This window comes from Comamonas sp. Tr-654 (genome assembly GCF_011752915.1).
In the GTDB taxonomy this organism is placed as follows: domain Bacteria; phylum Pseudomonadota; class Gammaproteobacteria; order Burkholderiales; family Burkholderiaceae_C; genus Comamonas.
Genome location: NZ_VWWQ01000006.1, coordinates 98,386 through 118,408, shown reverse-complemented (window position 1 = coordinate 118,408; position 20,023 = coordinate 98,386). Strand labels below are relative to the sequence as shown.

Sequence of the window (20,023 nt, the reverse complement as noted above, 5' to 3'; positions counted from 1 at the left end):
CAGCTTCGACGATCTCCGTAGATGACATCAAAGCTTGGGATATCTCTGACCAAGGGAATTTGGGCAACACGGGTACGCGGTACAGTGCAAAAAAGCCGTGCAATGTGTGAAACCTAAGAACTCCATAAGGCAGGACAACACCACTGATCTCGCCACCTTGAACATCAGACAAAGCAGCTTTTAATGTCAGCTACCGGCAACTGTAGTCATTGTGTGGCCCACGTTGGAAGGCTGCAAACAGCCTGAAGCGGGCATCGGTGCCAAGACGCTGAACTTCCGCTTCTGGCCGAGATGTTGAATTCATGGCTACGCCGGGAAGCTGACAGTCATAAGGCTATGGCGGCCGAGCATCGCTAGTCGCTAAGAGGGAAGTCGAAGCCCACCCGCTCGAGAGCGCATCCTGTGTGGCCCTCAACTTGATGGGAGATCATCATGGGATCCACAGGTAATATCGCTCAGCGCGAGCCGTGGAACAAGGGCAAGATCGTCGGGCAGAAGGCTCCGTTCAAGCTCAAGGACGTCTGGGCGCTGCGCGTAAGGCTTCAGATGGAAGGCCGGGTGCGCGAGCTTGCTCTCTTCAACTTAGGCATCGATAGCAAGTTGCGAGGATGCGATCTCGTCGCTCTCAAGGTTCGGGATGTATGCCACGGCGACCAGGTGGCATCGAGTGCTGTTGTCATGCAGCACAAGACTCAGCGTCCAGTGCAGTTCGAGATCACGCAGGCTGCCCGTGACGCCTTGCGAGCTTGGATCAAGCTGGCAGGGCTGAGATCAGAGGACTTCCTGTTTCCAAGCAGGCTGCACGAATCGCCGCATCTGGGGACACGGCAGTACGCCAGAATCCTCGGTCACTGGGTTGACGAGCTAGGTCTAGACCGCATGGAGTACGGGACGCATTCGATGCGCAGGACAAAGGCGACACTGATCTACCGTCGCACAAAGAACCTGCGCGCTGTGCAGTTGCTGCTCGGCCACTCGAAGCTGGAGTCAACAGTGAGGTACCTGGGCATCGAAGTCGACGATGCCCTCGAGATATCTGAACAGACGGAGATTTGAAGTTGCCGCTGACGGTCACCCCGAAAATTGCGGTAGGGTGGCCGTCTTCAACGACTGCAACGCGGCGCTGGGCCAAACTGGCACTCTCGGCCAAGAACCGACCTTTGACTTGAAGGCATGCACGACAGCTTCAGGCAGAAACCGGCCATCAGCCTGACAGTGTCAAGGTCTCTGGTCTGATCTGTGGCGTTTCAAATGATGCTCGGAAAGGAATACGGACTCTCGGTCGATTCACCTATTGAGCATGCTGCACGGACTCTAGCAGCCTCGAGGCTCCGGGCCAGCGAGTGGAGCGAGGGTGAGTTCTCTTAGCGCGCAATCAACTGTGTTTCGTTTAGGACGTTCTGTAGGAAGAGCGTCTTCGCCGCGCTGCCGGATACCGCACGCTGCGGGGCAGCCAACAGTACGTCCACACTCAGTCGAAGGGTTTCCGCAGCCAACCGGAACTGTCGGCGCGAGGCCTCGTTGTCCAGGGTTGGGGGCTGTCTTATAGTCTCGAAGTCTGTGAGGACGGCCATTTGCCGGGCTGCTTCAGCCAGTAACTGACCACCGCGCACCTCTTGCCGCCGCTCGAACGCCTGATGAGCCGCCATCGGCTTGTCGGGCGCCTTGCCCGCGAAACCGAAACTCAGCCCGGCCGGTCGGGAAGACGCAAGCATCGTGCGCAGCGTCTTGGCGGTGCGCGTGTCCAGCGGCCGCTCTGCCTTCTCGGCCAGCGCCAGGAGGTCGCTGAGCAGCGAGTTGGCTTCCGCGAACAGCGGGATGCCATGGTCCAGGAAGCGCGACAGCGTCTCGACAGCAAGCTTGGCAGCCTTGTCCATGGGCATGCCGCGTTCGATTTGGCTTGTGGCGCGAATCAGCTTCGCGTCGGGAATCCATTCGTACCAGTTGGTCAGGTTGTCCAGCCATCGGGGGGGCAGACGATCCCAGTCGCGCTTGCGGAGCAGATAGTAGGCTGCGGCCGTCGCCGCAATGGGATCCATGACTTTGTCACGCAGCAACTGGTGTGCCAGTTTACTTCCGGGATCGAGCATCGATTCCACCGGGCTGAGCATGCCGGCGCGCAGGAACTCCATGATGGCCTCAGCATTGGGACTGTAGCCGCCCACCACTACCCGGGGCGTCACCACGCCGGACAGAGTGCGCAACGACGTCACGAGTACGCTGGTTTCCTCGCTGGGAAGTGACACGACCTGCGGTGTATCGCTGTCCAGACGCACCACAAGTGCACGTGGGTTAGGCGAAGACCGAACCTCCAGTTGAATTGCCTCCCGTGAACGAGGAAGGTTCGTCAACTGCTCCTCCATCGGAATCTGCCGCCAGCGCGGGGAATCGGGCGTCTTCTCCCATAGCTGGAACCAGGCGTCCTTCATGCCGGGGTGGCTCAATAAGGCGCCGCCATGCCGCTTCATGTTCAGGCGCATGGCGGACCATGCCATCCAATCGGAGGTTGCGGCATCGTCGCCGATACTGAATGCCACTTCATCGCGCCACATGCGATCGGGCGTCTGCAGCGGCTGTGTCTCGGTGGTGCCATTGGGCAGGGTTAATCGAACGAAGAGCGGAGCCTCGCCGCGTTCGTAGCGGAACTCCGTGGCGTGTCGGGTGGCGACCGCGCCCGTGCTGAGCACCTGGCCGCGCGCATCGACGACGTTCACGGGCAGGAAGGATGGAAAGTAACCTCGCTCGCCACGCACGTTTAGGCGGATCTGCAAACGATGCTGGCTCATGGCTGCACCTCCACGGGCAGATGGTAGTGCGGTGGCTCGAAGTACTGCGCGCCACTCGCATAGGGCTGATGCATCACCGAGGCGATCCGCACTTCGTACATACCCTTGTGCGCCTCGGTGCGCCAGATGCCATCCGCCTGGCCGCCTGTGATCGGCGGTACGGTACCGTCGGCCAGATTGTGGATCGTGTAGCTGCTGATCACACGCAGGGCTTCGGGTGAGAGCTCGATCTCTACCTTGACCTTGGGTATCTGGGTCGTCATGTGCAGCGGCGCATCCACCGCACCGGAGGGATGGGGTGTGCAGGACTGGGGCTCGCCGCCGCGCTCTTTGTTCACCATGGCCAGCAGCTTGGGCATGGCCTGCGCAAGCGCGCTGCCATTGACTAGCCAGTTCGGTGTGCCGGGCTGCGGGGCGCCGCAATACCCCCCCAGCGCCTGCAGCAACGCATCCGTGAAGCGGGAAACCCCGTTGCTGTCGCCGTAGGCAGGTTCGCCTTCGGTAGTGGACTCGATCCAGGTCGTGCCGCGATTGATGTTGGCCGACGAGGCACCATCGTCCAGCAAGGGGGCCGGCCGTGCTCCGAGCCGTTCGCCCACGCGCCGATCATAGGTTCGGCAGGCGTCGATGAAGACGTAGAGCTGGGCTGGCACCTGCCGCCATAGTGCGCGCACCGTGTTGGAGAGGTCAAAGCTGCCGGTCTGGAAGGGGCGGTTGCCATTGGCGCCGTGGTCATCTAAGAGCAGGATATGCTCGGGACCATTGCCCATCACGCCGTGTCCGCAGAAGTACAGCACGCCCACATTGTTAGGGTGGCGCTGCACCTCCTCGAGCCAGCGGTCGAAGCCTGCCTGGACAAGAGGCAGAGAGGCCCGCTCGATGGCATGCACGGCACCGGCCGCGTTGAGCTGCTCGCCCGCTTCTGAGGAGACCAGAACCTCCAGCGTCGCGAGTGGTGCATTCGGGTTGTGCAAGCCGCCCTCGCCGCCGGCGTCATTGATCATCCAACGTGCCAGATGCATTGCGGAGACCGGTGGCGAGCCCAACACGTTGAGTCCCATGTGCACCTTGTTACGCGGCTCGGGGCCGCCACGCAGGTGGCGATAGTAGCCGACCCCGATGATCAATACATGCGTGCCCGGCGTATCGTTAGCCGGACGCAGTCGAATCTGGGTCATCTGTTCACTTCCCCCCGCCGATGCGTTGCGCTAATCGCTTGTAGAAGCTTGGCCACTTGAAGTACCCGGAATGCGCACCGGTGACGGGGTAGCCGGTGTTGTACGTGAAGTCATGCACCGTGTCGGGCGCGGCCCCCGTGAACGTCGGCAGGACCAGAAAGCCCAGCACGTCATTGGTGTCGACGATGTTCAGCCAGCGCTTCGCGCGCTTGGGCGAGGCGATGGCCTCGCGTGGGATTGCCTTGCGGTCCGTGCGTCCAGGGCTGGTCCACAGCAGCGACATTTCCTCGAACAGCCCGACCTGAGACCCCACGGTTACCCAGGCATCAATCTCCAGGTCCGAGCCTTCGGCGTAGTGGGTGAGGATGTCGTAGACGATCTCACCGCCAAAACTGTGGCTGATGACCACCAGTGGCTCGTTTTTCATACGGGCCAGATCAGAGGCCTCCCGCAGCGATTGGAGGACCGTCGAGGCGATCGGGCCGAGCGTGGTGCCGTCGCCACGCTCGGCCAAGTACCGGAACGCATCGCCAATGAAGGTGGCGATCTTGCGCGTCAAGGGGCGACGCGAGGGGCCCACGATGGCGTGGGAGAGTTGGTCCGGGCCGAGCAGTTTTAGGCGCTTTGCCCCCTCTTCGAGCATCCCCCAGAAACCGGTGCCACCGAAAGTCTCATCCTTGCCTGCGACCTTCAGTGGACTGACCACGTCGAGCACCTGATCCAGCACGTCATCCTTTGTGCTCTGTGCCAACCAAGGCGCAGTGGTGTCGGCTAGGCGATCCTGCGCCAACTGATACGCTCTGGCCACAGCGAGAATATCGGCCTCGGATTGGGCCTCCTGGATGACTGCATCGAACAGCAGGTCAATTGCTACGTCAGGCCGACGTCGCGCCAACGCATCCAAGGTATCTCCGGTCTGCACTGCTCCGTCCGCCACGCCGATGCCCAGTGATGGCGGCAGTTCGTTGTCGTCCGTTCCGAAGGTCTCAACCTCGCTGCCTTTGGGAATAACCGCCAGGTCGCGCCAGAAACTGACCCCGTCGTCGCCCCAGTACGGTGCGAATATGGGGTGCTGTGCATCGATTCCGACGGCGGGGGCGACTATCTCCCTGAGAAATACCGCTCGCACCTGCTCTTCCCGGTCATAGTCGGCATCCTTGCGATTGTTGACGCCGTGGACGAATACGAATGGCATAGACCCTCCTTTTGTTAACATTTCATCACAACCACGGGGAGTTGACCAATGTGGAAAGCACACGAATGCTCACAAGCGCATTGCTTTTCAAAATGCGCTTAAGGGCAACATCCGGATGATTTCATCTGTTTGCAGGAAGAGGCTTCATCGGCAGTGAATAGTGCAAACACTGAATCCCGCTTTGCGCGCGTGCAGCAGTCGTATCCGACTTGCCACGACCGACAACATGTCGGACGAAGTGCCGGAACTTCAAGGGTCCGTTTTTCGCTGCAAACCAGTCGTCCCATCCGGGACACCGTCCGGCCGCAGTGGGTCGTCACCACCAGGTCGCTGCTTAGGAGAGCTGTCGTTCAGGTTGTCTGCCGCGTCGCGATCTAGCGAGTTTCCAGTTTGAGGCGTACAGCGGACGTCTGTCCAGATAGTGGGGCAATGTCCGGTAACGGCGGCAGCGGTCACAGGCTTGCCAAAGCTCTGTGGCGGCAATCGGCCTAATCCCGCCAGCCGGTATCCGGGACAGGCCAGGGCAGTCTTGCGGATGGCTACACCGAAGCGGCCATCCGCATTTCTTTAGAACTTGTAGCCGATCTGCAGGCTACCGGTCACACCTTCCTTCTGTCCAAAGTAGCCCTGCAGGCCCACGCCCACCAGCAGTGCCTTGTTCTTGAGCGGGCGCACGTTCAGACCCACCTCGACCAAGCCGCTGGCCCCTTTCATGCTGGGCGATTCGATGGGCATGCCATTGGTCGTGGCCTTGGCCTTGCCGTCCAATTCATTCTCATAGCCTGCGCCCACATAGGCGCTGATGGTCGTGCTCAGGCTCTTGGTCAGACGTGCGCCTAGGCGCACGCGCTGTGATGTGACTGCATCAAAGGCCAGGGTTTCGCCTGAAGACATCTGCACCGAATCGCTGCCCTGGCGTTGCCAGATGTAGTGGGCATAGGTGTCCAGGCCCAGGCTGTCGTTCAGCGCCCAGACCTTGCCTGCGCCAATGTGCGTGCCGACATAGTGGGTCTTGGACTCATAGCTGACCCGGGTGCCTGGCACCAGGTCGTTGGATTGGTAATCCTGCTCAGCCCGGCCCGTGCGTACCGAACCTTCCACGTAAATGCCGCTGTCCAGTGCGTAATGCCCCATCATCCCCAGACCGTAGGAACGGGTTTTGCCGTCGCCGCGTGCCACACCCGTGGAGAAGTCGTTGAACGACGAGTAGTTGCCATTGCCGTATTCAAAGAAGCCCCCCAGCGTCAACTCGCCATTGGCCTGCTTGAAGCCCTTGGCCAGGCCTGCCACCAGGTTGAAGCTGCGCACATCCACATGCGAGCCGGTGTTGTTGCGCACCGAACCACCGCCTGTGGTGCCAAAGCTTTGACCACCCGTGTTGCCACCAGCACCGGTGACAGCGCTCACGGCGGCTGCTGTACCCTGGGATGCCGCAAAGTCAGCTGCCGCTGTTAAAGCCGCTGCACCAGCCACAAAGCCTTCGGACAGACTCTTGGAGGACTCGGTCGCACCTCGACGGGTGACGGTGGAGGACAGGATATTGCCTTCCTGCTTGGTATCGAACTCGTACTCGATGGTGGAGCCCTGCAAGGCGCGGGTCTTGATCGTGGCATCAGCCAGCAGTGTTCCGGCATCGATCAGCTTGACCTTGTCTCCCACTGCCAGGACCGGAGCGTTGCCTTGCACATTTACGCCAATGGTGCTGCCTTGGATGTCGGCGGTACCGGCTACGTGCAGGATGGTGTCACCGTTCTGGGTGTTTTCTGGCAGGTAGAAGTTCAGGAACTCGAAGTTGCCCACATTCTGCGCTGACAGGCCTTTGGCGTTGACCAGGTTCAGGGTGTTGCCGGTGAATAGATCGCCTGTGGTGGTGGCGCCCCAGCCGCCGTACAGAGAGGCATTGCGCAGGTCAGCGCTGCTGCCTTCGATGGTGATGGTGTTGTGCGTGACGCTGCCTGTGGCGCGGCCTGGGTCGTAGTCCTTGCTGTCGTTGACATAACCACCGGCAACCAGGCCGGTGATGGTGCCGCCACGGATCAGAATGGTGTTTTGCGTGGCTGCGCCGTGGAACACGTCTGCGCCCACGATGGCGCCCAGTATCTGGGTTTGGGCGTCTTCATCCCATTGGCCGCTCACCGTGCCGCCATTAATTTCCACGTGGTTGCCTCGTGCGTTGCCCATGCCATTGGCCGAGCCGCCGTTGATGCTGCCCACAGTGCCACTGTGCATGATGACGGTGTTGTTGTTGGCATCTGCGCCTGTGGCGGTATCGACCACGCCGCCAGCCACCCAGGCATTGCTTTGCATGCCGCGAACTTCCACCTTGTTGCCCGAGGCAGTGCCTGTTCCGCTGATGACTTGCCCGGCCAGGATCTCCTTGACGCCTGCGTAGTCACCCGCTTGCAGGGTGATGCTGTTGTTGTTCGCGTTGCCACCATCGCTCATGCCACCGACGATGGTGCCCATAAAGCCTGCTGGCACGGCGTTGCTGGCCGAGGAGCCACCCAGCGTCACGCTGTTGGCAGTGGCGTTGCCGCCATATTGGGCATAGCCGCCAATGATGGTCTTCTCGCCAGCTTCAAAAGGATGGTCAATGACTGAAGAGGCAGGGAGGCTGGCAGGATCGCCATTGGAGTTCACCACATTGCCGGTCGCATCGATGGGGGCAACGGCGTGAGACCACAGCGGTACAGCCAAAGCGGTGGTGGCAAGTGCGGCCTGTATGGCGCAAGAGATGCGAGAAGGGCGAAAACGTGTCGTTGTGCGAGAGGACATGAAGGTCTCAGGGGGTTAAAAAATCAATCAAGCGGTTTCGTGGGAAAAAAAAGCCAGTGCCCCCTGCAGCCCAGCGCACCAGGCGCCGGGCTGAGGATCGCTGCAGGTAGCCAGATTCATCTATCGCTGAGTGCGCGCCAGCCGTTTTCGGTCTTGCGCATCGCCACCGAGCCCTTCATCTGGATATCGCGTGCTTCAAACCAGTGGCCGGGATCGTTGCTTTGATCGGCCGCCTGTGCTTGGCCTTGCAACATGCCTTCTGTGAACTTGTAGGAGGCGCCGGAGCAGCCCTGGCGGTAGAACTTGGAAACGGCAGCGCCGACTTGCCCTAAGAACTGGTAGCTGTTGTTTCCCCATTGATCGCGGAAAGCTTGTTCGTAGGCCTTGAGCTCCTCTTGCTTTTGTCGCAAAGGCTCGGGCGGGTTGCGGCGCCAGGCATCGAGTGCGGCTGAGTACTGCTCCTGGGGTGTCAGCACCCGGGTGGCGGAGATGCCCTGAGAATGGTGCAACTGCCCATCGTCAAACTGCTCATAGCGTGGGGTAGATTCCTCTTCCAGTGCTTCGATTTGCTTGCGCAGGGCTGAGACCTTTTGGTCTCGCTCGGCATAGGCTGTTTTGGCTTGCGCGGAGCGCTCCTGCTCTTGCTGCCAGGTGGCCTTCATCGTCTTGAGCTGGCTCGCATCCTTGAGCGCAACCCCGTAGGTGAACTCCACGCGGTAGTAGCCGTCCTCTTCGTAGCCATTGGTCTTTTGGATGTCCACGAGCTCGATGTTTTGGCAGGATGCGAACTTGGGTTCCAGGAAGTTCTCCAGATCGCTGTTTCCAGGCGCTGAGTTGCAGCCAGCCAAGGCCAAGGCTGAGCAAAGAAGCAGTCGTTTTGTCATGTATCCCTCTCTTGGGCTTTGAAATCAAAATGGAAATGCGCACCGGCTCCGCCACCGCGTCTGCTGCAGAGCCGGTGTGCTTCAGGGTGTTTGCCGGCGCGTATCCAGCAGGAAGTGAGGGACGAAGCCGCTGGGGACAGTGCTGCCGCGTTGCACGGCGATGTCCCTGAAGTGCGCATCCAGAGCCAGAAAGAACTCGGACGGCTTCATGTGCAGGGCGCTGATGATGCGTTCCATATTGGCCAGCGTCACATTGCGCTCGCCGCGCTCCACACTTCCCATGTAGCTGCGGTCCAGCCCGCAGTAATGCGCAAAGCCTTCCTGAGAAAACCCTTGCGCCTTTCGACATTCACGTACGGCCTGCCCGAATGCCTTGAGCACGGGAGATCGGTCCGTATCTGTCATTGGTTGATTTGCCATGGGTGCTATGGTTACGATTTGTATCGATGCTGACCACAGCGCAAAAGACCACGGAAAGCGTATCCACGGCCATTCAAAACACGGGTTTGAATGCCACGGGTTGATGGCTCACGGTCTTTGGGGATACGGACTATGCGTACCATCTCGCCCCCTCGCTTGGGCAGCAGGTGTGAGACCCGCAGACACAGGGTCCTCATCTGCCAGCGGCGCCGCATCTGCCGGATGAAACTCCTCCACGATCTCGGCCGCTTCGTCGGGCGCATCTTCAAAGCTGCCATTGGCAAAGCCCAGGCGGGCGGCAGTATCCAAAGCCGGTTGATCAAATCCAGCTGCCAGGCGCTGCCCTGCCACTTCCTTGGCATGCGCAATGGCTTCGTTCAACGACATGCCGGATCGCACCACCAGATCGGCGTAATAGATGGCTGCTCGGTGGGATTGCGTGGTGGACTTACCTCGCAGCTTGAGCTCCAGCGGCATGCAGGCCAGATACCCGCCAGAGACCGCAGCAAAGTACTGCAGCCGCGCCGTCAGCGTGCGAATGCTGTTGAAGCCCGTGGTCCTGAACATAAAGCAGCCCAGCTCATCGCTGTCACCAATCACCAGATTCAAGCGCCCGTAGGGTTTGCAGGCCTGATTGCCGAAACTGCAGATATCTGGCCCCGGGCAAGGCAGTGATTCCAGCCCCTGGCCTGTCACTCGTTTGCAGCTCTCGCCATCCCCTACACAAATGGGTCTGGCTGTGGTTCGATCGAATAAGGTGTAGTGGGCCCGCAGATTCAGATCGGGATCATCGAACAGCACTCGCACGGGAATGCTGCGCAGCTTGCGCCGGGCAGTTGCTGCTGCGGGTGGCTTCACCGCGTTGGTGTCCACCGCTTGCTTCGCATCCGTGGCGACACCCATCTTGTCCTTCAGCGAGCGCTTGCTGGATGGACGGACTGCGACCTGTTGGGAGGCTTGCACAGATGCTGGTGCCGATACGGCATCGTCTTCCAGAACATCACCGCCAGAGGAAGGCTGCAAGCCTTCCTTTATGCCGCCGTGCTGCGCCTGGCGCAGGGTTTCATCCAGGGGATGGAGAATCCACTGCCCACGGGACTGCACCTGCGTGGTGATGGTGAACTCATCATCTTTCTCGGGCAGGCGCTTGCCGTTGCGCTCCACCACCTTGCCGATGGCAATGCGGCCAATCACCGGGGGCGTGATCATCAAACCTTTGATCATGAGGGGTTCCAAATAACAAAGCCCTCCAGGGCAGGGCCAAGGAGGGCGGGGGAAGAGGAAAGAAACCGGACTGAACTTCGTCCCAAGCCGTTTCACTGCTCAGGTTCGTAAATACAAAACCGCCGTGATCCTGCTCGCACGCTCATATAGCGTTGAGCCAGCGTGGGATGGTCTTGGACAAATTGGCTGGTGTTGAATACCTGGCCGTCCTTGCTGCGTTTCCAGGTCACCGAGCCGCCGCAGGCAAACATGGCCTTGCTGGCTTCACCCATGTGGATCTGGATGTGCTGACGCAAGCGAGCTTCCCGCTTTTGCGCGGCATCCAACTGCATCCGGGCCTGCAGCAGCTCTTCGAAAGTGCCGTTGAGCGCTTCGTCCTCGCTCAGATCCACCTGGTCGCCAGTATCAAAGGGGTAGAGGCAACGCAAAGCCTTCTCGCTGCTTTCTGAGCCGTCACCAGGCGGAGCAATACCGTTTTGGACCATGTCCCAGAACGTTTGCTCCAAGGCAATCAGTCGTGCAATCAGCGCCTCGTCCCGCTCGATGCGGAAGATGCGCAATTCTTGGCCTCCCACCAGCACGGCCACATCGGCGGCTTGGTGGCCCGTCACGGCCAACTGGTGCATCACCTGCAATTGCACATACTCAGGCACGCCATCGCGCCACAGGCGGGCACCGTGGATGCCCGCCGTCTTGCACTCCAGCAACTGCACATCGGAAGCGCCGACCACTTCCCGGTCGACGTTGGCCAGCATCCAGGGATGCTCAGGGTGCTGCAACACCGCATTCACGCGGCGCACCTTGTTGCCGGTGCGCTTGGTGTAATGGGCCGCCACGATCGGCTCCAGCAGCGTGCCCCAGAACATGGGGCTGCTGTCGTCGCTGGGATCGATCGCCGGCAACAGATCGGCCTTGCCGGTCTTTTGCATCCACAGCTCCAACTGCGACTGATAGGGATTCAGGCCCACGGCCGCAGCAGCATCGGAACTGCCAATGCCGGTGCGGCGCACTTCCAGCCAGTCCTCACGCTCCATGGCCTTGGTGGACACTAGGCGCAAGGCTGCGCCCTTGCGGGACGAACGACTCAGGGGAGCAGGTGCTGCTGGAGCAGCATGCCCCGAAGGGCTTACCAGGTGCAAAGACATACCAAACTCCTTGGCCCGCCAATATTGCGGGCATAAAAAAGCCGCCTCAGAAGGCGGCCTGTGGTGCTGGGGAAAAGTGAAGAGTGGGTGGGCGCAACAAGGCGCGTTTGCTCCAAGTGGTCCAAAGGCTGAAACGATCTGCCACGGTCAGGCCACCAACTGCAAGGCATGGTCCAAGGCCCGTTGCTTGATCAAAGCACCCTGACCGAACCAGGCGCTGTCCAGGCGGTTGTCCTGGCTGCGTGCCTGCTTCTCATGGTCGACGAACTCGGTGACGGCGCACAGCAGGCCCCAGGCCGTATCCTTGGCCGCCTGCATCTCGGCGCCCCGGCCGTGGCCCTCATAGAGCGTCTGTACCTTCTTGAGGGCACGCTCATTGGTCAGGCCCACCGTGGGATCGGAATGCTGGTCCGTGTTGCAGATCACCTTGAGGAAATAATTCATCGCCTCATGGGTCTTGATCTTGCGCTCGGCCAGGGTCTTCATGCGGTACATAAAGCTGTCCCACTGGCCCACGGCCACCCCCAACTGGCGCTTGACCGCCTGGGCATCGAAAGCCGTGCTGTGCGGCACCTTGACGGCACCCACGCCATCGCGCAGCGCAATGGTCAGCGTGTTGTTGCACACCACCCGCACCGTCGTCGGCATGGCCACCGTGGCCAGCGTGCCATCGCAGGAGGTGGCCAGCAGCAAATAGCCATTGACCACATCCTTGTCCTTGAGGGCAGCAGACTTGCCCGTGCGGGCCAGAGCCCAGAACTTGCGCCCGGCCTTGAGCACCCCGGCTGTCTCCAGCTCATAGCCGGCGACCTCCGTCAGATCCCGGTAGAACTCCAGCACCTCACGAGGTTGGACCACTTGGTAGCGGCTGCCGACCACCGACAGAGGCGCTTGCGTATCGCTGCGGTACAGCACCTTTTGCTCGGGGAACTCCTTCGGCTCGGCATACAGGCTCGACAGCCCAGATAGGCCCGAATCACCATCGCAAGCCAGATAACGCACCGGCGTCTCCTGGATACGCCAATTCATGCCTGCGGCCTGGGCCCAGACATCGATGCTTTGCTTGGCGGGCAGTGCGTGGCCCAGTTCATGCCAAGGGGTTTGACCAGCATAGGCCATGGTTTCTACGAGATGTGCCATGAGAAAACTCCTTCAGTAAGAGAAGCGAAAATCAAAAAGGGGAAGCGATGGGAAAAGAGGAGATTGACTTAGCCGTGTGCTCGCTCAATCGGAGTCGGTGTAATGAGAGGCCGATTCCCGGTGGGCAAAGACATGCCCGCACTCCAGGCACTTGAAGTTGTCCAGCATTCGGGCATCAATCGTTTTGCCCACCGACGTGCCGACCTCGCAGCCAATGGCCGTACCGGCGAGGCCACCCAAGACAGCGCCCGCGATGCCACCGATGGTCGAACCCGCGGGGCCGGTCATCAGGCCCGAGGCAATCCCAATCTGCGCACCGCGCAGGGCGCCCACAAAGCCGCCTGTGGCACCGGCGGCGCAGCCGATGGCGCCTGCGGTCTTGCGTGCCCAGTTGCGGGAGACGACCCGTGGGCTATGGCACAGAGGGCAGTTGGGAGGGATAGAGGAAAAAGGCATCAAAGCTCCTTGGAAGAAAGACAAGAAGCCAGGTGCTGGAGCGTGCTCTGCAAGGCAGGCGCATCACCACGACCTGGACGACAGACCGGGGTCTGCTCAGGTCGGTGATATGTGGTTGAAAAAAAATTGATTGAAAGAATCAGCTTTTTGGGAGAGTTCGAAGAGGCGTTTGTCTCGATATCACGCAGCTTGTGATGTGTCACAAGCCTGGCATCACATGCGGCTTCGCATGCCAAAAAGCGAAGCTTTCGCATGCGCCCGAAACACTCGATTTCTCCAATGTGGGGGAACTAAATGTTGGCGACCTTTCGCAGGTTCGCATGACGAGGTTGCGAGTGGATGCGATGGTTGATTTTTATCACTGCCGTGAATTAAGTGAAAAGTCAAGATGGATGCTTGAGTCTGTTCTCGTAGCCAAGCAACCGGCTCGAAAGAAATTGGTCGTTCCGCTGCAATCCGGTTCTCTTCAACACGAACTGATTGCCATGAACCACACCCCTTACGCACCCCAATCCAAGAGCCAGATGGAGCGCAGTTTCCAGCCTATACAGGCATCTCAGGCGAGCATGTCCTTGCTCGCTTACTCCCAAGCTTCCCAGACTGCAGAAGTCTCCCGTACGCCTTTCTGCGACGAGGAAGCGGTTCAGACCGTTGCCACAGTAGGCAGCGATGCCATGCGTCTGAACACCATCCTCCGCCTGCGCCAACTTCTGAAGGCGCTAGGGATTTCTCGCTCCACGGTGTATCTGCGCATCAATCCCAAATCCAAGTACTACGACCCCATGTTTCCGAAGCCCATTCGCCTTGGCGCAAAGGCGGTGGGATGGGTGCTGTCGGATGTGTATGACTACATCGAGCACTTGAAGAAGAAGCAACAAGCTTGCTGATTTAGGGGTACTAAATACCTGGAACCACTCACGTGTGAATTTACCCTTCCATGAAGGTTAATCCTTCGTGGAGCACGGAATATTTAACGCTGATGGATAAACGAAATTCAATAAATAAACTCGGCTTCTTAGTAACTAAGATATATAAGAGAAATATATCAAAGAGAAAGAGTGAAACCATTCGATGAATTATTACCTATGAAGTCACGCTACGTCATGCATAACTCTGTTGTGCATAAGAAAATTCTGCTGGAATACGCGAAAGATTATGATGAAAATCATCTTCCTGGATTTGAAGGTCCAGGAATGAAGCGTGCCCTTGATGAGTTGATTCAGCATCTCATCAAGCACAACTACAAGGACCCTTTTGGGAGTAATGATCACCAGCTGAAAAAATCAAAATATATACAGAAGTTTGCGGGTGCACTTATCATCTTGGTTGATGAGGTTGGCACTCAGCTTCTGCAAGAAAAGGATAGGGGAGTTTGGAGTTGCCTTGATATTAATCCGATGGTTGCAGGAATCATCGAGACCACGTGTGCCTTTCTTTTGAAGAAAGGCTCTCAGGATGGAGGTGCTGAGAACTGTGTCTTGCTAGGAATGGGGATGCAGGAGTTTCTGACATTGAACGATTGCGAGTTGCAGTTGGCTCAATCTGCATTCAATGAGTTGGCACTTGCATTGCGCAAAATGCTTTTGAACAAAGGGATGCGTGATGCCGTAAAAAACTATCGTAAAAACTCTACAAAGCGCTATGGCCAGGTGATGCGGGTAACCCGCAGATTCTGGAAGAAATTTTCGAAGATTCTGCTGATTCGTCTGGATTGGGGATTGCGCCATTCAATTCCTGACTTGCGTGCAACATTTAAAGATCAGAAAGATTTTGAGGATCAATTGATGGAGGTGACCAAATATCGCGATGCCATGCTTGAGCTGCTTAAGAGGCGCTATGGTTCGGATCTGGCTTTTTATTTCTGGAAAATTGAGTTTGGTGCTCAGCGCGGCCTGCATCTGCACTGGATGATTGGCCTGAATGGCTCCAAGCATCAGGAACGCATCAGGGTAGCTCGTGCCATAGCGGAGATGTGGGAGGGTGTAATCGATAACGAGAAATCCTACATCTGGAACGTCAATGCCATCCAGTCTACAGATGAGCCCATATTGCGTGTGATTGATTATCACGATCCGCTGCTGTGGAAAATCGTAGGTATCTATGCCGACTATCTGACCAAGGTGGATTACTTCCTCAAGTTGCGTATGCCGGGAAATATGCACAGCTTCGGAGGTACTCAGCTTCGCAATGAATCATGCAAGAAACGTGGCCCCAAGAGAAGCAAAGCGATGACAGAGGCAGATATCAAGCAGGTGCGTGGCCCTCAAGGCGGTCGCAAGGTAAAGGGAGAGAAGGAATGAGCGTTTTGAAAGAATGTCAGCTGTTTTATCCGACGGAGTCCTTGCCGCCACTGATGCGCGATTTCGTCTACTGCGTGATGCATGCGACACAGGCCAACGATGCGTTGGTCGGCCCTGTGGTGTTGAGCGTCGCCTCGGCGGCTGTGCAAGGCGTGGCAGACATCCTGACCCCGTTTGGCACTGACATGCCCACTAGTCTGTTCACTGGTGTCGTCGCTTTGTCTGGCGATCGCAAGTCCACGGTGCTGAAGTTGGCCTGTCGTGGTATGGAGGAGTTCGAGCGGGGCATGGAGGGCTATCTTGATCCGGAGATGAACTTCCGTCATTGGGGCTCGCATCCCTTTTTGCTGGAGGAGGCTACGGAGAAGGGCGTAGTCGATGTCTATGCCAAGGGGGCCAAATCCTTGTTCTATGCCTTGGATGAAGGGAGCATGCTGACACGCAACCTGGATGTGCCTGCCTTGTGCAAACGCTTCGATGCTGCACCTATTCGCCATCTCAGCCGTACCCGTGGATTGACCTACGTGGCTGATACGCGTGGTGCGCTGTGCATGTTGGTCCAGGACTTGACCTTCAGCCGCATGATGAAAGGTGACAAAGGAGCCTATTTGATCGAGTCGGGGCTTTTGCCGCGCATGCTAATGTCGTTTGCCTCAATGTCTGTGGCGGGACCAATTCCCTTGTGCAGCATGGATGCCCACAACCATGAGTTTCACGAGCGTATCAAAGTGCTGATGCGGGACTACAAGGAGATCTTCATGCACGGCAAGTCCCGCAGCAAGATGTATCTTGCTGCTGACGCGGAACAACTGTGGAAACAGGCTCTTGAAGAATGGGAGATGCTGTTGCGGGACGGCATGTGGCACAGCATTCGTCCCTTTGTTCGCCGTGCAGGAGAGCAGGCACTGCGCTTGGCAGGGGTCTTGCAATGGTTCACAGCCCCGCAGGAGATGATCGAGTGCAAGTCGATGCAGGCTGCGATTGACATCGTTCAATGGCATATGCTCCAAGCGCGGACAGGCTTCGGTAAGCTTCCGCAAGAGGCGTTGCAACAGGAATTGGCACGTACGCTCTATGACTATCTGATGCGCCGTGCAGTCAAGTACAACGCCACTGCGACGCCTCGCAACACGTTAATCCGTAGTGCACCGCTGAGTCTGCGTAAAGCCGATCAACTTGACATGGCGCTTGACCAACTGGAGCTGGAAGGCAAGGTCGGTTTTTATCCGATGAACACTCGCAAGAATGTAGTTTTGACGGCCGCATCAGTCGCAGCTATGAATCCAAAAAACACACCAATTGCCAATAATTTATCGGCTAAATTCTAATATTTGATATGTTTATAGCGCCCTACCACGGGGCGTTATTTTTTTCTTGGCATATCAGAGTTATATATTCTATCAATTAATGCTCTGAAATCTTCATCCCTTTTTGACCAATCTTTAAATTTAGTATCGAGATTATCTGCTTGAAGTGTTAATCCATAGTTTTCATTATTTTGCTTAGCATATTTCTGATATTCTCTTATTATCTGGATAAATTCTAGGTAGAAGCAATCATAGAGATTTTTAAAATTTTTGATTTTTCCATTTTTTAGGTTGCTTTTGTTAGTATCTTTAAGTGGTGTATTTAAATTCAATTCAATTTGAGTAAATAACTTTTTGAATTCATTGATCAACTCTTGCCTTCCATTATTTCTTGCAGCGCCCGCTTTGGATGATCTTTGCCTTCTTATGTGCTCATCTATTGGGATTCCTTTTTTCTGAGCTGATAATTCGAGTAATTTTTTTGAAGTGATTAGGAGTCTTCTAAAAAGATATCCTGTAGAGTTTTTTAAGTCCTTAGAAATATTTTTATCATGAGGAATTTCGTTTCTTATAAATTTTTCGAAGCACTCATCATTAACCGTGATATGCATTGTCCATAATCGCTCTATTTTCACGCATAAAAATAATAAACTGAAGTAGGTTGATTTGAGTGATAAATGATGTGTGGTTGTAAGTAGATTTTTTCCATATGCAAAGTTTGCTTTGTTTAATATGCACTTTGTCTTGAAAGGGTTAGTGTTTTCATTTATTGTTCCCCACCATTTTTTTACCGTTGACTCCCTGGTTTCTTCCGTGTGGAGAAGAACTTCTGTGGATAATTTCCAAATAAAATAGTAATAGATAAATATCTTAAAAACTGCTTCTTGATCAGAAATTGAGTGCTTTTTAATATATTCGTTTAATAATTTTCTGAGAGATATTGGACTGCTTAATTTGAATAATGAAATGAAGTTTGGTGGCGTATAGTTGTTTTTGCTTTTATCAAAGTCATTGATAATTTCCATTCTTCGATGTCTTATTATTGCCAATTAATTTCACCTAATGTTTTTGTAAAAAATTTGCTGAGTATATTTGAGATTTTATTTAATTATTCTTCTGGTTTGCTGTGATCGGCTTGCAGAACATCTTAAGTCATTAACTTGGTTTAAAGCTCAGTAGAGTGGGAACTTCAGCACCCAGAGCGTCTTTCTGCCCGGCCCTCATTGGGCGCTACCGCCTGAGACTGGGAGGCGATAGAAAACTGCTATGAGGCAGCAACTCGTCGTAACTTCCACTTCAGTCAATTTGAGCACTGAAGTAGCCTTTGTAGGATATTTTTCATGCAGCGACGTCTCCCCGGAATTGAGTAGCAGGTGAGCTTGAAGTCCAATCCCACGCAACAGAAGATTGGACGAGAGAAAAAATCTACGGAAGAATAGATCATTGGCTTCCTGTGGGAAGCCGAATCGGGCTTGCCGGTGGCCGAGTTGTGCCGGCAGCACGGTTTCTCCGAGGCCAGCTATTACCTCTGGCGCAGCAAGTTTGGCGGTATGAGCGTGTCCGATGCCAAACGTCTGAAGGAACTGGAAACCGAAAACGGACGGCTCAAACGACTGCTGGCCGAAGCCCTGCTTGAGAACGAGGTGACGAAAGAAGCCTTGAGAAAAAAGTGGTGAGCGCACCCGCACGGCGCGAGTTGGTGCGTCACATGGTCAGCCGGGGACTGAGCGAGCGTCGTTCGCTGCGTGTCATCGGCATGAGCGCCAGTGCCCTGCGCTACAAACCCGCCAGCGACCACAACTGCGCTTTGAACGAAAAGATCATCGCTCTGGCGCAGCGCCATCGCCGTTATGGCACCGGCATGATCTACCTGAAGCTGCGCCAGGCCGGAGAGATCGTGAATCACAAGCGCGTGGATCGTCTGTATGACCAAGCCGGTCTTCAGGTCAAAAAGCGCAGGCGCAAGAAGATCCCGATATCAGAGCGCCACCCCTTGGTACGCCCGACAGTTGCCAACCAGGTGTGGTCCATGGACTTTGTCTTTGACCGCACAGCGCAAGGACGCAGCATCAAAAACCTCACGGTCGTGGATGACGCCACCCATGAAGCTGTGGCCATCGTGCCGGAGCGGGCCATGGGTGGCAACCAACTGGTGCGCATCCTGGAGCAACTCGCCAGGACAAGAGGGCTGCCCAAAGCGATCAGAACCGACCACGGCAAGGAGTTCTGCAGTCGCGCCATGCTGACCTGGGCTCATGCCCGAGGTGTCCAGCTGTTTCTGATCGAGCCGGGCAAGCCCAACCAGAATGCCTACATCGAATCATTCAATGGGCGCTTTAGGGATGAATGCTTGAACGAGCATTGGTTCACCAGTCTGGCGCATGCCAGGGTGATTGTTGAGGCTTGGCGCCTGGAATACAACGAAGAGCGGCCCAAGAGATCACTTGGTGGACTCACACCCGCCGCCTATGCCCAGAGGCTGATGCAAAACCAGTTAAATTAACCCCGGACTCCAAAGCCTTGTGCTACTAAAAACGGGGGGCGTCGGATGGCCGACTACGTCGACGGTGTCCACCCCCATGAGAGAGATGAGTGAACCCATCATCAGTGAGTTTCCCGCCTATGTGTCCGTTCAAGCCGATGCAGATTGTGCTATCAACCGTGGCTTTGAGCAGCAAATCCGAAATCAGCGATGGTCACTGTTCAGTTGCTGGAATCTTCAGTCGTTGACTCAAGACTTGGATTCTGGCTTCCTCTGCCGCCAAAAAGTGGGTCAGCGAGTTACTGGCACACATGTCGATATCAAGTGTCGCATGTATTTGCTGGCTGATACGCTCAGCACGATCCATGTGGCGGGCTAACTCGATGAGGTCAGGCATATTGTCGGCTACCCAGAAACCTGTGGGCATTGCAGCGATCCAAGCATTTATTCGGCGCTGCTGAGATAGAGGGAGCGCAGGATGTGCTCGCAGAGGGACTGTAGGCGTTTGCGCCGATGGATCAGAGTGATGCACGTAAGAAGAACTGAATGCTTTTATAGGCCACATACCAAAAATACCTCCGTATCAGACTCCCTGGGGTAACGATGAATGCGCTTAACTCACTGCATCCGATCGGCCTTGGTCCATAAATTCCGTTGGAAGCGGCATGAAACCAACCCCGAAGGAGGTATACCACGGTACCGCCATCCCGGGGTCCAATTTGGCTGAAGCA

17 protein-coding genes are annotated in these 20,023 nt (G+C 56.5%); 6 read left to right on the top strand and 11 right to left on the bottom strand.

Annotated features, from left to right (window positions below):
• Nucleotides 1-432 precede the first annotated feature (432 nt).
• A complete protein-coding gene (locus F3J24_RS18560; RefSeq protein ID WP_167009562.1) occupies nucleotides 433-1,056 on the top strand; it encodes a tyrosine-type recombinase/integrase in 624 nt (207 codons plus the stop codon).
• Between the two features lie 308 nt (nucleotides 1,057-1,364).
• Here the strand turns inward: F3J24_RS18560 and F3J24_RS18555 are convergent, their stop codons facing one another.
• The 10 genes from F3J24_RS18555 to F3J24_RS18510 form a co-directional block, all read right to left on the bottom strand.
• Entirely contained in the window at nucleotides 1,365-2,786 is a 1,422-nt protein-coding gene (locus F3J24_RS18555) for a hypothetical protein (protein ID WP_167009560.1), read from the bottom strand.
• Complete coding sequence (locus F3J24_RS18550; RefSeq protein WP_167009558.1) at nucleotides 2,783-3,964, bottom strand: caspase family protein; 1,182 nt, start codon at nucleotides 3,962-3,964, stop codon at nucleotides 2,783-2,785. Before F3J24_RS18550 ends, F3J24_RS18555 begins: the two co-directional genes overlap by 4 nt.
• 4 nt (nucleotides 3,965-3,968) lie before the next feature.
• Nucleotides 3,969-5,159, bottom strand: coding sequence for a hypothetical protein (locus tag F3J24_RS18545; RefSeq protein WP_167009556.1), 1,191 nt, complete (start codon nucleotides 5,157-5,159; stop codon nucleotides 3,969-3,971).
• Between the two features lie 567 nt (nucleotides 5,160-5,726).
• Nucleotides 5,727-7,934: an autotransporter domain-containing protein gene (locus tag F3J24_RS18540; RefSeq protein WP_167009554.1), complete on the bottom strand. Its 2,208-nt coding sequence runs from the start codon at nucleotides 7,932-7,934 to the stop codon at nucleotides 5,727-5,729.
• A 116-nt stretch (nucleotides 7,935-8,050) separates the two neighbouring features.
• Entirely contained in the window at nucleotides 8,051-8,695 is a 645-nt protein-coding gene (locus F3J24_RS18535) for a hypothetical protein (RefSeq protein WP_167009552.1), read from the bottom strand.
• Between the two features lie 204 nt (nucleotides 8,696-8,899).
• Complete coding sequence (locus F3J24_RS25190; protein ID WP_167009550.1) at nucleotides 8,900-9,223, bottom strand: helix-turn-helix transcriptional regulator; 324 nt, start codon at nucleotides 9,221-9,223, stop codon at nucleotides 8,900-8,902.
• Nucleotides 9,224-9,346: 123 nt separating this feature from the next.
• Nucleotides 9,347-10,462: a phage capsid protein gene (locus F3J24_RS18525; protein WP_167009548.1), complete on the bottom strand. Its 1,116-nt coding sequence runs from the start codon at nucleotides 10,460-10,462 to the stop codon at nucleotides 9,347-9,349.
• A gap of 92 nt (nucleotides 10,463-10,554) precedes the next feature.
• Nucleotides 10,555-11,607: a YqaJ viral recombinase family protein gene (locus F3J24_RS18520; protein WP_167009546.1), complete on the bottom strand. Its 1,053-nt coding sequence runs from the start codon at nucleotides 11,605-11,607 to the stop codon at nucleotides 10,555-10,557.
• A 147-nt stretch (nucleotides 11,608-11,754) separates the two neighbouring features.
• On the bottom strand, nucleotides 11,755-12,747 hold the full coding sequence (locus F3J24_RS18515; RefSeq protein WP_167009544.1) for a DUF932 domain-containing protein: 993 nt from the start codon (nucleotides 12,745-12,747) through the stop codon (nucleotides 11,755-11,757).
• A gap of 84 nt (nucleotides 12,748-12,831) precedes the next feature.
• A complete protein-coding gene (locus tag F3J24_RS18510; RefSeq protein ID WP_167009542.1) occupies nucleotides 12,832-13,203 on the bottom strand; it encodes a hypothetical protein in 372 nt (123 codons plus the stop codon).
• Between the two features lie 194 nt (nucleotides 13,204-13,397).
• Here F3J24_RS18510 and F3J24_RS24995 point away from each other — a divergent pair, with 194 nt between their 5' ends.
• From F3J24_RS24995 to F3J24_RS18495, 3 genes are all read left to right on the top strand, one after another.
• Nucleotides 13,398-14,090: an AlpA family transcriptional regulator gene (locus F3J24_RS24995; RefSeq protein WP_240154384.1), complete on the top strand. Its 693-nt coding sequence runs from the start codon at nucleotides 13,398-13,400 to the stop codon at nucleotides 14,088-14,090.
• 171 nt (nucleotides 14,091-14,261) lie between these two features.
• Complete coding sequence (locus F3J24_RS25185) at nucleotides 14,262-15,503, top strand: inovirus-type Gp2 protein (RefSeq protein ID WP_167009540.1); 1,242 nt, start codon at nucleotides 14,262-14,264, stop codon at nucleotides 15,501-15,503.
• Nucleotides 15,500-16,831: a DUF3987 domain-containing protein gene (locus F3J24_RS18495; RefSeq protein ID WP_167009538.1), complete on the top strand. Its 1,332-nt coding sequence runs from the start codon at nucleotides 15,500-15,502 to the stop codon at nucleotides 16,829-16,831. The genes F3J24_RS25185 and F3J24_RS18495 overlap by 4 nt, the downstream gene beginning before the upstream one ends.
• Before the next feature lie 35 nt (nucleotides 16,832-16,866).
• Here the strand turns inward: F3J24_RS18495 and F3J24_RS18490 are convergent, their stop codons facing one another.
• Nucleotides 16,867-17,835: a hypothetical protein gene (locus F3J24_RS18490; RefSeq protein WP_167009536.1), complete on the bottom strand. Its 969-nt coding sequence runs from the start codon at nucleotides 17,833-17,835 to the stop codon at nucleotides 16,867-16,869.
• 414 nt (nucleotides 17,836-18,249) lie between these two features.
• Between F3J24_RS18490 and F3J24_RS18485 the strand changes: the two genes are divergently transcribed.
• Together F3J24_RS18485 and F3J24_RS18480 are read left to right on the top strand one after the other, a co-directional pair.
• A protein-coding gene (locus F3J24_RS18485) for an IS3 family transposase (RefSeq protein WP_370527750.1) occupies nucleotides 18,250-19,313 on the top strand; the annotation gives its coding sequence in 2 pieces (ribosomal slippage) (nucleotides 18,250-18,481 and nucleotides 18,481-19,313; 1,065 coding nt in all).
• A gap of 85 nt (nucleotides 19,314-19,398) precedes the next feature.
• Nucleotides 19,399-19,671 (top strand): hypothetical protein, encoded by a 273-nt coding sequence (locus F3J24_RS18480; RefSeq protein WP_167009534.1) that lies wholly within the window; start codon nucleotides 19,399-19,401, stop codon nucleotides 19,669-19,671.
• Nucleotides 19,672-20,023 lie beyond the last annotated feature (352 nt).